This is a genomic window from Duganella sp. AC237, assembly GCF_979254035.1.
This window is the reverse complement of the sequence record NZ_CEEDEW010000003.1, coordinates 1613246-1628149: the sequence shown is the minus strand read 5'-3', so window position 1 is coordinate 1628149 and position 14904 is coordinate 1613246. Positions and strand designations below refer to the sequence as shown.

The 14904-nt window shown below is 60.8% G+C and carries 10 protein-coding genes and 2 tRNA genes; 8 read left to right on the top strand and 4 right to left on the bottom strand.

Annotation, left to right across the window (positions count from 1 at the left end; translation table 11 throughout):
• The first annotated feature begins 12 nt into the window (after window positions 1-12).
• Together AC0IYS_RS07580 and AC0IYS_RS07575 are read left to right on the top strand one after the other, a co-directional pair.
• Entirely contained in the window at window positions 13-882 is an 870-nt protein-coding gene (locus AC0IYS_RS07580) for an alpha/beta hydrolase (RefSeq protein ID WP_471704591.1), read from the top strand.
• 23 nt (window positions 883-905) lie between these two features.
• A complete protein-coding gene (locus AC0IYS_RS07575) occupies window positions 906-1406 on the top strand; it encodes a GNAT family N-acetyltransferase (RefSeq protein WP_471704590.1) in 501 nt (166 codons plus the stop codon).
• Between the two features lie 295 nt (window positions 1407-1701).
• Here AC0IYS_RS07575 and AC0IYS_RS07570 read toward each other — a convergent pair whose 3' ends face one another.
• The gene (locus tag AC0IYS_RS07570) at window positions 1702-3084 is read right to left on the bottom strand and encodes an Atrophin-1 multi-domain protein (RefSeq protein ID WP_471704589.1); all 1383 of its coding nucleotides are present in this window, start codon (window positions 3082-3084) and stop codon (window positions 1702-1704) included.
• A 648-nt stretch (window positions 3085-3732) separates the two neighbouring features.
• A tRNA-Ser gene (locus tag AC0IYS_RS07565) sits at window positions 3733-3822 on the bottom strand.
• Between the two features lie 303 nt (window positions 3823-4125).
• On the opposite strand from AC0IYS_RS07565, the gene AC0IYS_RS07560 reads away from it, so the two are divergent.
• Window positions 4126-6174: a hybrid sensor histidine kinase/response regulator gene (locus tag AC0IYS_RS07560; protein WP_471704588.1), complete on the top strand. Its 2049-nt coding sequence runs from the start codon at window positions 4126-4128 to the stop codon at window positions 6172-6174.
• Between the two features lie 48 nt (window positions 6175-6222).
• Here the strand turns inward: AC0IYS_RS07560 and acs are convergent, their stop codons facing one another.
• Window positions 6223-8211, bottom strand: a complete 1989-nt coding sequence (gene acs / locus AC0IYS_RS07555) for an acetate--CoA ligase (RefSeq protein WP_471704587.1) — start codon at window positions 8209-8211, stop codon at window positions 6223-6225.
• 242 nt (window positions 8212-8453) lie between these two features.
• Here acs and AC0IYS_RS07550 point away from each other — a divergent pair, with 242 nt between their 5' ends.
• The 5 genes from AC0IYS_RS07550 (at window position 8454) to AC0IYS_RS07530 (ending at window position 13351) form a co-directional block, all read left to right on the top strand.
• Window positions 8454-9053: a TIGR00645 family protein gene (locus AC0IYS_RS07550; protein ID WP_471704586.1), complete on the top strand. Its 600-nt coding sequence runs from the start codon at window positions 8454-8456 to the stop codon at window positions 9051-9053.
• Window positions 9054-9088: 35 nt separating this feature from the next.
• A complete protein-coding gene (locus AC0IYS_RS07545; protein ID WP_090315975.1) occupies window positions 9089-10618 on the top strand; it encodes a fumarate hydratase in 1530 nt (509 codons plus the stop codon).
• Window positions 10618-11499, top strand: coding sequence for a glutamate racemase (gene murI, locus AC0IYS_RS07540; protein ID WP_471704585.1), 882 nt, complete (start codon window positions 10618-10620; stop codon window positions 11497-11499). Before AC0IYS_RS07545 ends, murI begins: the two co-directional genes overlap by 1 nt.
• A gap of 114 nt (window positions 11500-11613) precedes the next feature.
• Window positions 11614-11689, top strand: a tRNA-His gene (locus AC0IYS_RS07535).
• 228 nt (window positions 11690-11917) lie between these two features.
• Complete coding sequence (locus tag AC0IYS_RS07530; RefSeq protein ID WP_471704584.1) at window positions 11918-13351, top strand: Atrophin-1 multi-domain protein; 1434 nt, start codon at window positions 11918-11920, stop codon at window positions 13349-13351.
• A gap of 149 nt (window positions 13352-13500) precedes the next feature.
• Here AC0IYS_RS07530 and AC0IYS_RS07525 read toward each other — a convergent pair whose 3' ends face one another.
• The gene (locus AC0IYS_RS07525) at window positions 13501-14772 is read right to left on the bottom strand and encodes an Atrophin-1 multi-domain protein (protein ID WP_471704583.1); all 1272 of its coding nucleotides are present in this window, start codon (window positions 14770-14772) and stop codon (window positions 13501-13503) included.
• Window positions 14773-14904: the final 132 nt, after the last annotated feature.

Below are 14904 nucleotides of genomic sequence, written 5' to 3'. Positions count from 1 at the left end.
GAAGAACGCCGCGTGATTCCCCTTCTTCTGATTAGCGTAGCGCTTCTTTTTGTATTGGATCGAAGGCTGTGCTATTTTCGTATTTTTCCCCGAGAATATACGATGACGATAATCCGCTGGTTGGCTGGATGGGCGCTGCTGGTTTGCAGCTTTACTGCGCAGGCGGAAGGACAGACCTTCAAGCTGCCCACCCGCCCCGGCGTTGAAACCAGCGTCTATTGGGAAGCACAGGAAGGCGCCAAGGCGACAGTGCTCCTGTTCACAGGCGGGAATGGCGGCTACGGCAAAGTGGTCGACGGCAAGCCGACCAGCCGCAACTTTCTCGCCCGCAGCGTCGCGCTGTTCCTGGCGGATGGCTTCAACGTCGCCATCTTCGGGCTGCCCAGCGATACACCGGCGCTGGATTACGGCGACCGCGTCAATGAAAAACACCTGGCCGATGTTCACGCCGCGCTGGAATTCGTGCGCACCAAGAGTCCGGCGCCGATCTGGCTGGTCGGCACCAGTCGCGGCACCATCTCGGCGACCTATGCGGCCATCGGCAGCACTGGCGACGCCGGTATCGCCGGCCTGGTACTGACCTCCAGCGTGACCGCTTACAAAAAACAGGGCGCTGTGCCATCGCAAAATCTGGCCGTGCTCAAGCTGCCCGTGCTGGTGGTGCATCATGCCAGCGACGCCTGCCCGATCTGCCAGCCGTACGACCTGGACTGGATCATGAAGGGGCTGAAAAATACACCCATCAAGAAATTGGTAATGGTCACGGGCGGAGTCAACCCGAGCGGAGATGTGTGTGAGGCCATGCACTACCACGGCTTCATCGGCCAGGAAAAAGAAGTGGTGGATTTGATGGCGAACTGGATGAAAAATCCGGTGAACTGATGGCCTATGTGGAAGGAGACCTCATGGCCGAGCTCGATTTGCGCGCCGCGCGCCCGGACGACGCGAGCGCGATGCTTGCGCTGTTTCATTCGGTAATGTCCGAAGGCGATACGCTTCCGTTCCGCGATGAAGTCAATCTCGACTTCATCGAAAGCCAATGGCTTGGCGCACATGGATGTGTCGTCGCCTATCGCGAAGGCTTTTTGCTCGGCATGTATCGCTACGGCCCCAATATGCCGGGCCGAGGTTCGCACATTGCCACAGCCACTTTTTTAGTCGCCGGACAGGCCCGAGGCCAAGGCATTGGCCGCATGCTCGTCAAGCACTGCCTCGCAGAAGCAAGAGCAGCGGGATTTCGGGCAATGCAATTTAACCAGGTTGTGGCCACCAATCTCGCGGCGATCTCCTTGTATCGGTCGCTGGATTTCAAGACGGTGGGTACGATCCCTGGAGCATTCGCGCATCCCCAACTTGGCTACGTCGCAGCTTATGTCATGTACCTTGATTTATGCGGGCCACTGTGAAAATCGCGCGTCGCGGTATAGCTGTTCAGCCGAAGCTCCGGCGGTCATGTGTACCTCAAATAGAAAAGGGCCGCTCAAGGCGGCCCAAATGGTTCTGCGCAATTGTTTCCGATTAATGTCTGATGTAGTCGATGCCGCCGGCAGCGTGCCGAGTCATGCACTCGGCATGGGCTCGGTCGGCGCGGGCGCCCATTCATGTATCGAGGGAGCCATCCACCACTGCAGGTTCAAACGGCTGGACCCTCGCATCCATCAAATCAGCGATTCCTGAAGACAATCATCAACCCCAAGCGTGTTACTGCTTGATCAAGGTGCCTCGAATGCTGCCTTTTTGATTGGCGGCGCTTTTGACAAAGATGGAGGTCCAGCCGCCTTTAGGCCAGATAAAATTCGACACCGCGCCATCGGCGAGGTATCCAGAGTCATGCACCACCGTCGAGCTTCCCGTATAAATGAGGATACGGATGGCCGCTCCGCCGGTTGCCACGCTCGTAAACTGGTAGTGCTCCCCTTCTCCGGGCTGGGCCCACGTAACGCCGGCCGAGCCGCCGGCGATGCCAGTGGAGTTGCCGTTGAACTGCGTCACCTGTGGGCCTGCAGGGAATTCGATGGCTTGCGTTACGGTATTAAAGGGCTGGGCCACACCCGAACCGTAAACGGTCCAAGGCCCGCGCATCGAGAGGATATTCTCGCCGCCCGGTTGTCCGTTGTTGCTCGGTTGGCCGTCGCCGTTCAGATAGCCGTCGGCCGTTACCACCTGTGAAAGCGAGGCGCGAATCGAACGCAATTCGGTCAGCACATCGAAAGCGGTTGAGCCGGCCTGAAGATTGAAGTTCGCGCCACTTTCCACATAGATGGCATAAGCCGTGCCCCGATTGGTATCGACTACCCGCGCGCCATAGGTCTTTAGCGTATTAACGATTTTCAGCAATTGCGGATTTTTGATGCGCATCTGGTAGTTCGGCGGCAGCATCATCAGCGCACCCTGCGGGATGGTCCCGCTATGCTTGTAAGCGTCTTCATCCGTGGCGGTTGCCGGGTAAACGTAGCCTTTGCTCAAAAATTCGTAGGGCAGCGACATCGTCAACGCGTGCTCGTAATTCGCTTTTCCATCATTGATTTCGTGGGCGCGAATCAGCCCGGCCATCGCCGGCACCCCAGCTGCCCGCGAACCCTGCCGAATGTGCGATGGGTCTCCCCAACCGGTGCCGTCGATACGGGTCCAGGAATGCTGCACTGCGCGCCATTTGCCGTCGACAGATTGCAATTTCCAGAAGCTGTGTACGATGCCGGTGACGTGATCGACGATATCGGCATGGCCGTCGGTGCCACTCGCCGGGACCACCCCGACAGGCCACCGGGGCAGGCTGACGGACTGTACATTACCAGCGTCAGGCTCGGCAATACCAGCGGTGCCAGCAAAAGGATACACTACCATCGGCAAATCGGTATCGCTTGTTAAGGCCGGCTTTAATGACAGCTGGGCCGATTCAATCACTGGATCATTCAGTGCCGTCAACACTGGCGCCGCTAACACCGGATTGACTGGACGAGAGTTCCACAGCGAATCCGCATCAAAAGGTTTAAGGAATGTCCCGAACGCCGGCGCCGGAGCGGTCTGCGCAATCCCGTTTATGCTGATCGCAGCAAATACGGTCAATGCTAAAAGTTTTTTCATGACAATTCCAGTTATTAACGGAATTGAATTTTTGCATATTTAATTATGTTAAATTATATCCAATTGTCACGTTAATCTCGCGGCCCGCCAGTTCGCCCTATGTCGTCACCGTCGGGCTGGCGGTTGTGCGGCAGCAGATCCTGGACATGGCTGCCTCGCGAAAGTGGCGCCCCAATAGAAAAAGCCACCCCTGAGGTGGCTTGCTCCCGCGACAATCGGTGCGCGATGAACGTAATTCAAGGCGAACGAGGTCCGCCTGTGCGTGTTCTGCACATAGAACTATAAAAATGGGCAAGCATAGGCGCGCCGATCTCGAACGGCCACTAAAAGTCAAAGACCTTCTTTGCAGCGCGACTTCGCGCCTGCGCAACGAGGGTCACGCAACGAGGGTCAAGTCTGACAATCAGCCAAATGAACGCGAGAAACAGTGTTGGCAGGAATTTTTGCGCTATGCGCTGCGCCTGTCGGCGCGCCACCGCTTACGCGGCGGCAGGCAGCCGATTCCGAGAGGCACGCCCCTGCAGGGGCGAGGCCTTCGAACCGGCCGCCTTGGCGACCTCGGAGGGCGCGCAGGCGCCCTCCTTCTCTCCGCCACGAAAGAAATGCAAAAAGGCCACCCGAAGGTGGCCTTTTTCACATTTCTATTCTTGGCGGAGAGAGGGGGATTCGAACCCCCGATAGGTTTGACCCTATACACGCTTTCCAGGCGTGCGACTTCAACCGCTCATCCACCTCTCCTGCATTCCTTCCCCTCTCGGAGAAGCCGCGAATTATAGCAAACATTCCCCATACCACCAACTTTATTTCCCCGCCCACATGCAACCCACCGGGTCAATTCCTACGCTACAATAACCCGCGTCCCCCACGCAGCCGCAAAGCGGCCCGCTAAACCCGTGGTGGCGACCCGATTTCCCTCCGCCTGGCCCCCGACCGCGCCCCGGCAAAAGCACCACAGCTCCAAACACAACAGCACCAGTACAACACCCAAAAACCGTCCACGAGACCACGCCGGACAGCAAAAAAGCCACACCAAAAGACACTATGACGACTTCGCTTTCTTTCATGGACAACGGTGGCGAAATGGGCGCCCGCATGCGCAGCCACGATTGGTCGACGTCATCGCTGGGCGATCCCCACACCTGGCCGCAATCGCTGCGCTCGGTCGTGTCCGCCTGCCTGAACTCGCCCATCCTCGGCGCCATCCTGTGGGGGCCCGACATGTGCATGCTCTACAACGACGCCTATATCCCTTCGATGGCCGACCGCCATCCCGCCGCCCTCGGCAGACCTGTGGCCGAGGTGTGGGGCAGCGCTTGGGAGCAAGTCGCGCCGCAATTCCATGAAGCCATGGCGACCGGCATCGGCTTCTCCAGCACCAACGTCGAGCTGATGATCCTGCGTAACGGCCAGATGGAACAAACCATCTGGAACTTTTCTGCCGCACCCATCACCGGAGAAGACGGCACGATCACCGGCCTGTTTAACCAAGGCATCGAGATCACTGATCAGGTGCGCAAGGAAGAGGCGATCCACCGCGCCCAGCAGACGCTGGAACGCACCGTCGATGAAACCACGCGCGACCGCAACCGCCTGTGGGAGCTGTCCGCCGACATCATGCTGCGTTGCGGCTTCGACGGCCAGATCAAGACCGCCAATCCGGCATGGAAAGACGTGCTGGGCTGGGACGAGGCCGATCTGGTCGGCGTGAGCCTGCTGAAACTGATCCACCCCGACGATATCGACCGTACCATCGCCGGCGCCCAGCTCCTGGCCGACGGCGGCTACCATACCCGCTTCGATAACCGCTATCGCCACAAGGACGGCAGCTACCGCTGGATCTCGTGGTCCACCCAGCCCGACGCCGATAGCATCTATGCCGTCGGCCGCGATTTCACGTCGGAGCGCGAGAGCGCCGAGGCGCTGCGCTCGGCCGAGGATGCCCTGCGCCAGGCCCAGAAGATGGAGGCGGTGGGACAACTCACCGGCGGCCTGGCCCATGACTTCAACAACTTGTTGGCCGGTATCACCGGCAGCCTGGAAATGCTGGAGCTGCGCGCCAGCCAGGGCCGCTTCGGCGATATCGCCCGCTATATCGATGTCGCCAGCGACGCGGCCAAGCGCGCGGCGTCGCTGACCCATCGCTTGCTGGCCTTCTCGCGCCAGCAGACCCTTGACCCGAAGCCGACCGACGTCAACCGCCTGGTGCGGGGCATGGAGGATTTGCTGCGCCGTACCGTCGGCCCGGCCGTGGCGATCGAGGTCATTGGCGCGACGAACTTGTGGACCGCCCTGGTCGATGCGTCCCAGCTGGAAAATTCGCTGCTGAACCTGTGCATCAACGCGCGCGATGCGATGCCCGATGGCGGCCATATCCGTATCGCGACGGCCAACCAGCGCCTGAACCAGCGGGCCGCCGCCGCCCAGCAAATGCCGGAGGGCGAATATCTGTCGCTGAGCATCACCGACTCCGGCACCGGGATTCCGCCGGAGGTGATGAGCCGGGTGTTCGAGCCCTTCTTCACGACCAAGCAGCCCGGCGAAGGCACCGGACTGGGCTTGTCGATGGTGTACGGCTTCGCCAAGCAGTCCGGCGGCCTGGTGCGCATCTATTCGGAGGTGGGACGCGGTACGACCGTGTGCATCTATCTGCCCCGCCATCATGGCGTGGCGGAGCCGGCGCCGGTGCCGACCTTGCCGTCGCTTCCGGTTCATCATGCCACGCACGAGACCGTGCTGGTGGTCGATGACGAGCCGAGCGTGCGCTTGCTGATCGTCGATATCCTGGAGGACATGGGCTACAAGGTGATCGAGGCGGCCGATAGCGCGAGCGGCCTGGCCGTGCTGCAGTCCGACGTGCATATCGATTTGCTGATCAGCGATGTGGGCTTGCCCGGCGGGATGAACGGACGCCAGATGGCGGAGGCCGGCCGCGTGAACCGGCCCGCAATGCGCGTGCTGTTTTTGACCGGCTACGCGCAAACGGCCGTGTTCGGCGGCGGCCAGCTCGACGAGGGCATCGAGGTGATGACCAAGCCGTTTAATATCGATGCGCTGTCCGAACGCGTGGACCGGATGCTGGCGCCACGCTAAACCGGCGGCGCGGCCGGACTGGCCGGCGCGCGCCGCCGTTTCAGTCGATCAGGACGATTCCTTGAGCTGCTCGAGGATGGCCGGATTTTCCAGGGTGGAGACGTCCTGCGTGATCGTCTCGCCCTTGGCCAGCACACGCAGCAGGCGCCGCATGATCTTGCCCGAGCGCGTCTTCGGCAGATTGTCGCCGAAGCGAATTTCCTTCGGCTTGGCGATCGGGCCGATCTCCTTGGCAACCCAGTTGCGCAGCTCCAGCGCCAGTTTCTTGGCTTCGTCGCCGGTCGGACGCGCTTGCTTGAGCACGACAAAGGCGCAGATCGATTCGCCGGTGGTGTCGTCCGGCTTGCCGACCACCGCCGCTTCCGCCACTAGCGGGTTGGCCACCAGCGCCGATTCGATTTCCATCGTGCCCATGCGGTGACCCGAGACGTTGAGCACGTCGTCGATGCGGCCGGTGATGGTGAAGTAGCCGGTGTCCTTGTTGCGGATCGCGCCGTCGCCCGCCAGATACATCTTGCCGCCCAGTTCTTCCGGGAAGTAGCTGGTCTTGAAGCGCTCGGGGTTGTTCCAGATGGTGCGGATCATCGACGGCCATGGACGCTTGACGACCAAAATGCCGCCCTGCCCGTTCGGCACGTCGACACCGGCTTCATCGACGATGGCGGTCATGATGCCCGGCAGCGGCAAGGTGCACGAGCCCGGCACCATCGGCGTGGCGCCCGGCAGCGGCGTGATCATGTGGCCGCCCGTTTCCGTTTGCCAGAAGGTGTCGACGATCGGGCATTTTTCGCCGCCCACTTGCGTGTAGTACCACATCCACGCTTCTGGATTGATCGGCTCGCCCACGGTGCCCAGCAGGCGCAGCGACGTCAGGTCGTAGTTTTTCGGGTGCACTTTCGGGTCGACGTCCGAGGCCTTGATCAGCGAGCGGATCGCCGTCGGCGCCGTGTAGAAGATGCTGACCTTGTGCTTGGCGATAGTGTCCCAGAAGCGCCCGGCGTTCGGGAACGTCGGGATGCCTTCGAACACCACTTGCGTGGCGCCGACCGCCGTCGGGCCGTAGGCGATGTAGCTGTGGCCGGTCACCCAGCCGATGTCGGCGGTGCACCAGTAGACGTCGCTCGGCTTGATGTCGAAGCTCCATTTCATCGTCAGCGCGGCCCACAGCAGGTAGCCCCCGCTCGAGTGCTGCACGCCTTTCGGGGTGCCGGTGGAGCCGGACGTGTAGAGGATGAACAGCGGATGCTCGGCGTCGACCCATTCCGGTTCGCATTCGGCCGGCTGGTTGGCGACCAGTTCGTGCAGCCAGGTGTCGCGCCCTTCCCTGAAGGCGATCGTGCCGCCCGTGCGGCGGTAGACGATGACGTCCTTGATGGTGTCGCAGCCGCCCAGCGCCAGCGCTTCGTCGACGATGGCTTTCAACGGCAAGTGCTTGCCGCCGCGCAGTTGCTCGTCGGCGGTGATGACGGCCACCGCGCCGGCGTCGATGATGCGCTCCTGCAGCGATTTGGCCGAGAAGCCGCCAAACACGACCGAGTGCGTGGCGCCGATGCGGGCGCACGCTTGCATCGCGGCCACGCCTTCGACCGACATCGACATGTAGATAATGACGCGGTCACCCTTCTTGATGCCGCGCGATTTGAGGCCGTTGGCGAATTTGCAGACTTTTTCATGCAACTCGCGGTAGCTGACGTTTGTCGACATGCCGTCGTCCGCCTCGAAGATGATGGCGGTCTTGTCGGCGTTGCCATTCTGCAGGTTGCGGTCGAGGCAGTTGTACGAGACGTTCAGGTGGCCGTCTTCGAACCATTTGTAGAACGGGGCGTTGTCTTCGTTGAGGGTCTTGGTGAACGGCTTTTGCCAGACCAGGTGTTCTTTCGCCAGGCGCGACCAGAAGCCTTCGTAGTCGGCTTCCGCTTCGGCGCACAGGGCGTTGTAGGCTTCCATGCCGGCGACGGTGGCTTGGGCCGTGAACGCCGCCGGTGGATTGAAGATGCGGGATTCCTGTGGGCCTTGCTGCGTGGTTGTGCTGCTCATACGTGTCTCCATTGTTGTAGTGTTTTGCACCAACATAAACTTTGTCGCTTACTGAGCCCTTACAGACTGCTAGCCGCCCCGGTCGCTGTGTAACCGATGCTGCGCTGTTCAATTTTACCAATATTTCCACGGCACTATGCTTCGGCGTTGCGCCGCAACACGGCGGTGCGATTGCTGAGCAGCACGTGTAAAATGTCGGCAACCTTTATCTAGTCTGCCTCATTTTCAGGAGCTCCGCTTTAATGACCGATCCTAAACCCAAGCTGCGTCCCCTGCCAGCGTTTATCTTCATGTCGCGCTGGCTGCAGTTGCCGCTGTATCTGGGCTTGATCCTGGCGCAGTGCGTGTACGTATTCCACTTTTGGGTCGAGCTGAAAGACCTGATCGGCGCGGCCATGGGCAACGAGGCGGCACTGCAGCACATCTTCCAGGCCGTGGCCGTGCCCAACAGCGGCTCCATGCCGACCAAACTCAATGAAACCACCATCATGCTGGTGGTGCTGGGCCTGATCGACGTGGTCATGATTTCCAATCTGCTGGTCATGGTCATCATCGGCGGCTACGAGACCTTCGTCTCCCGCATGAACCTGGAGAGCCATCCCGACCAGCCAGAATGGCTGTCGCACGTCAACGCCTCGGTGCTGAAAACCAAGCTGGCCATGGCCATCATCGGCATCTCGTCGATCCACCTGTTGAAGACCTTCATCAACGCTGCTTCCTACGACGCCAAGGTGCTGATCGCGCAAACCGTGATCCATATCGCTTTCCTGGTGTCGGCGCTGGCGATCGCCTACACCGACCGTCTCACCACCATGACGCACCAAGATTCCAAATCTCACTAGTCCACCAAGTATCACCCTTCCCTCGCGAGAACATCATGACCATCATAAAGCAAGAAGACCTGATCGAATCCGTTGCCGCCGCGCTCCAGTACATCAGCTACTACCATCCCGCCGACTACATCGAGCACCTGGCGCGCGCCTACGAGCACGAGCAGAGCCCGGCGGCCAAGGACGCGATCGCGCAGATCCTGACGAACTCGCGCATGTGCGCGGAAGGCAAGCGTCCGATCTGCCAGGACACCGGCATCGTCAACGTCTTCCTGAAAATCGGCATGGGCGTGCGCTTCGAGGGCTTCAGCGGCACCGTCACCGACGCCGTCAACGAGGGCGTGCGCCGCGCGTACAACTTCGACGACAACAAACTGCGCGCCTCGATCGTCGCCGACCCGCATTTCGACCGCAAGAACACCAAGGACAATACGCCAGCCGTGGTCCATATGGAACTGGTCGAAGGGAATACGGTCGACGTCAAGGTCGCGGCCAAGGGCGGTGGCTCGGAAAACAAATCCAAGATGATCATGATGAATCCGTCCGATTCGCTGATCGACTGGGTCATGAAGACCGTGCCGACCATGGGCGCCGGCTGGTGCCCGCCGGGCATGCTTGGCATCGGCATCGGCGGCACCGCCGAGAAGGCCATGCTGATGGCCAAGGAAGTGCTGATGGAAGACATCGACATGTTCGAACTGAAGCAGCGCGGCCCGCAGAACAAGCTGGAAGAGCTGCGCATCGAACTGTGCGACAAGATCAACTCGCTGGGCATCGGCGCCCAGGGCCTGGGCGGCCTGACGACCGTGCTCGACGTGAAAATCATGATGCATCCGACCCACGCGGCCTCAAAGCCGGTGGCGATGATCCCGAACTGCGCGGCCACCCGTCACGGCCACTTCGTGCTGGACGGCTCCGGTCCTGCCTACATGACGCCGCCTCCGCTGTCGACCTGGCCGGACGTCTCGTGGGCGCCGGACACCGAAAAATCGAAGCGCGTCGACCTCAACACCCTGACCAAGGAAGAAGTCGCCTCGTGGAAGCCGGGCCAAACCCTGCTGCTGAACGGCAAAATGCTGACCGGCCGCGACGCCGCGCACAAGCGCATCCAGGACATGCTGGCCAAGGGCGAGCCATTGCCGGTCGACTTCAAGAACCGCGTGATCTACTACGTCGGCCCGGTCGATCCGGTGCGTGACGAAGTCGTCGGCCCGGCCGGCCCGACCACCGCCACCCGCATGGACAAGTTCACCGACATGATGCTCGAGCAAACCGGCCTGATCGCCATGATCGGCAAGGCCGAGCGCGGCCCGGTCGCGATCGAATCGATCAAGAAGCACCAGTCGGCCTACCTGATGGCGGTGGGCGGCTCGGCCTACCTGGTCTCAAAGGCGATCAAGGGCGCCAAGGTGCTGGGCTTTGCCGACATGGGCATGGAAGCGATCTACGAGTTCGACGTGGTCGACATGCCGGTCACGGTGGCCGTCGACGCGGCCGGCACCTCGGTGCACAACACCGGCCCGGCGGAGTGGAAAGCCAAGATCGAGCAGTTGAACATCCCGGTCGTCACCGCCTGATGACCAGCGCCCGCCCGCATCCGGCCGGAAGTCTGGCCGACGCTTTGGCCGACTCTTCGGCTGAAGCGCCCATCGGCGTTTTCGATTCCGGCGTGGGCGGGCTGTCGGTGCTGCGCCATATTCGCGCGCAGCTGCCGCACGAACACCTGATGTACTTCGCCGATTCCGGCCACGCGCCGTATGGCGACAAGACCGAACAGTTTGTCGTCGACCGCGCGCTGGCCGTGACGGATTTCCTGCTGGAGCACGGCGCCAAGGCGCTGGTGGTGGCCTGCAATACCGCCACCGTGGCCGCCATCAAGGCAGTACGCGCGCGCTATCCGGAGTTGCCGGTGGTCGGTGTGGAGCCGGGTCTCAAACCCGCCGTCAGCGCCACGCGCAGCGGCAAGGTCGGCGTGCTGGCGACGGCGCGCACGCTTCAGGGTGAAAAGTTCCTGCAACTGCGCGAGCAGATTTCCGCCGCCAGCAATACCGAATTCCTGCTGCAACCGGCCGTCGGGCTGGTCGACCTGATCGAACAGGGCGATCTGGAAACGCCGGCCATCGGCGCGATGCTGGAGCGCTATGTCGCCCCGCTGCTGGACCAGGGCGCCGATACGCTGGTGCTCGGTTGCACACACTATCCGTTCATCAAGACCGGCATCGAACGCGTGCTGCGCGATCACGCCCGCACCGATGTGACCTTGATCGATACCGGCGACGCGGTGGCGCGTCAGCTGGTGCGTCTGCTGGAGGCGGCTCGCCTGCTGCGCGTGCTGCAGGATGACAGTACCGCCGAGCCCACGCTGCGTGGCTTTACTACGGCCGACGTCAGCGCCCTGGCGCCCGCCTTCGACAAGCTGCTGGAGCTGCGTCCGCCGGTCGAGAAAGTTGATGTCTGAGCAAAACTTCATCTTTCGCGGGAAACTTTGCATTTAGATTTGCAGGATTCAAATCAGGCTTGTATAATTCGGCACCTGTTCAGCGAATAGCTGGATAGTTGAAGTAAGACAGTGGTGGCTGTAGCTCAGTTGGTAGAGTCCAGGATTGTGATTCCTGTTGTCGTGGGTTCGAGCCCCATCAGCCACCCCAAAATCTTCCTTAATAATCAACCGCCTATAGGGCGGTTTTTTATTGTCCAAAATAACTTTCAACGTCGTCTGCGGCTCTTGACGCTGCACAGGAAACACAGCATAGAAGTAAAGCCGCGCCAGCGCATCGGCGAAATCGGGCGCAGCTTGCATGTGACAATTGGATAGATTGCAATACTTTCAATCGGATAAACTTTGGCTCTGCCCAATATTATCTTGAAAGCAAAAAATGAAGAAACTTCTCATGCTGACAGCGGCTGCGCTGTTCGTGTCGCAAGCATTCGCTCAGGTCACACCTCCGTTCGGCAGTTTCGAAAAGCCGTTCGCCGCTGATTCGTTGTGGAATTCGCGGCCGCTGAACCCGGTCCTGGGCACATATGAAATTCCAAAAGTGCTAAACCCGATGGTTTCACAAGGTATATATTCGACGAAAGCCTTCAAGGCGACTGCGTCCGACGGCCCGATGACCGTCTATCCGATAGAAGGACAATCCGGCATTGCAGACCCGGAGGCAAGGTTCCCAACGGCGACGGTGACGCTTCCCCGCTGGCCTGCGCTCGTGACACCGGCAGCTGGGGGTGACGGGCACGCCGATATCTTCGACGAAGTGTCCGGCAAAATTCACAGCTTCTGGCAACTCAAGTTCGTCAATGGTAAATGGACGGCAAAACAACATGCTTGGTCGTTGGTGGACGGGCGGGGATGGCCAGATCCAAGCCATAGCTATCAAGGTGCGCGCGCGGTCGGCGTACCCAGCGTAGCCGGGATAATCAGGCTGCATGAGTTCGATGATGGCGAAGACCATTTTAAGCACGCGCTCGCCATGTCTATCGAGAGGCAGGGTCTTGCCGGCAAGTCCGGTGATCCAACCTACGTTTTCCCCGCCACAGCTGCAGATGTCGATTCAAAATACATACACGTAGGGACTCCCGGCGTGCCGGAGGGAGCCCTGATGATGCTTCCAGCTGATTATCGGATGCTGATCGATAATCCGAGGTTGGAGAAAGTGGTGAACACCCTCAAACTTTTCGGTGCTCGAGTGGTCGATGAGAATGGCGACACACCCTTCTATATTTATGTCGAGAACGATGCAGATCAGACCAATCCTACCTACGGCTTATCCACAGGCAACTACAACGATGTCATCCCTGAATTGCATCGGATTCGCGCCGCGCTTCGACAAGTTGTGTCCGCATCTAGCTGGATCGATGGTAATGGGCAGCCCACGAATGCCGACAAAGTTGGAAATCCGAACATCCTTTCAATGAGGGGCGATTGGACGACGATGCCGGGCGGCAATTATGCTCCAGCTGTTCGGTACGACTCCAACTCGCCAAGTATTGTTTTGCCCGCCCGCTCATTGCCAACCTTTCAACAGGCCGCTACCAACGGTGTTGCGAGTACTGGCCTCGGCGCAATTACTTGGGCATATCCCAAGGCTGGCGAGAAATTCCTTTTCACCTCGGTAGCTGAAGGAAACGCAAAGATTGCTTTCGAGATGTACGTCGGCTCGACGTTGAAGTCAAGCATTCCTTTCTTGACCAACGGACAAACCGGCACATTGACTTGGGAAAAAGATGCATGGCTGATCATTAAAATCTGGAACCCCGCGAATCAAACTGGCAGCATCCGCGCCACAATGGTTCGGGCACCAGCGCAGTAAAGTAGTCGTGCAAAGCCCAGTGTTTGACTGGGCTTTTTTCGTTCTGCATGCTCGAGCTAAAAATGGGCGCCCATCCGTCCCCGCGCGTGACACAACGCCCGGCTTCGCGACCACGTCCGGGGCAGTGGTCCTCGAGCATCCCACCCAACCTACTCCGGCACCGCGACCAACGTTCCGCCGACACTCGACGGCCCGCCGGTGCCACTTGTTGCGTACAGCACATACCAAGCGCCGCTCGGCCAGACGAACCGGGCGGAGCCCTCGTTGCCGAGCGAGCCACTGTCGTAGACCGCCTTGGAGCCGCTGTACACAACAATGCGTAGCTTGGCGCCGCCGGTGGCCGTGACGGTCAACTGTTGCGTGGTGCCGACCAGCGGCGCGCCCCACGCGACCTTACTGATCCCGCTCGAATTGCCGTTGGTCATGATCGTCGGCGTGGCGCTGGTGGTAAATTGGAGCGCCTGCGACCAGGTATCGAAGCTGCCGCTGCCGGTGCCCGACAGACGCGACCACGGGCCGCGCATCGACAGAGCGTTGCTCACCGCAGGTTTCGGCGTCATCGCTTTGCCGTTGCCGTCGATCCACGTCGGCGCCGAGATCACCTGGCGCAGGTTGGCGCGGATGCGGTCCAGCTCGGCGGCCACGGCGTTGTCCCAGCCGCCCTTGTGCAGGTCGAACGGTGCGCCACTCTCCACATAGATGGCAAACGGTGTGCCGTCGTTGCGGTCGACCACGTAGGCGCCGTAGGTCTTGAGCGTCTCAGCCAACTTGCGCAGATCGTCATTGGCGATCTTGCTGGTGTCGTAGCTCTTCGGCAGCATCAGCAGCGCGCCCTCCGGGATCTGGCCGCTGTTGGTGGTGGCGGCATCGACATCGGCCGACGTGGCCGGGTAGATATACGGGGTCTTGGCCGACAAGCCGTTAAAGGTCAGCGACATGGCCAGGGCGTGGCGGTAATGCGGCAAGCCGTCCTTGATTTCGCCGGCGCGGATCAGGCCGGCCGAGGCCGCCACGCCGACGGCGCGCGCGCCACGATAGTGATGGGCCGGATCGCCCCAGCCGCTGCCGTCGGCGGGCGACCAGGCATACAGTGCGGCGTTCCATTTGCCGTTGACCTTTTTGAGCTTCCAGAACGAGTGGATGATATTGGTCACCGGATCGTAGATATCCATGTGGCCGTCCGTGCCCGACGCGGGCACAGCGGTCGCGGGCCATCGCGGCAAGGTCACCGAACGCGAGACTTGGCTGTCGGGGTCGACCACGCCGGCGGTGCCAGCGAAACCGGTGACGGTCATTGGAGTGTCGCTCGGCTTGGCCAGATACAGGCCTGTCGAGAACGACCCCGACGTCATCGCGGGGTAGTAGCGCGATTTGGGTATCTCGTAGGTCCCAGCACCGGATCGACCGGGCGCGAGTTCCACAGGGAGTCGGCTGCGTAGGGGCGCAGGTAAGTGCCGAATGCTGGCGCTGCGGTCTGCGCAAGCGCGGGGAACATGGCGAAGATGAAGGCTGCTGCGGCTGCGAGGTGGCGAAATTGCATGTGTTGTTCCTAT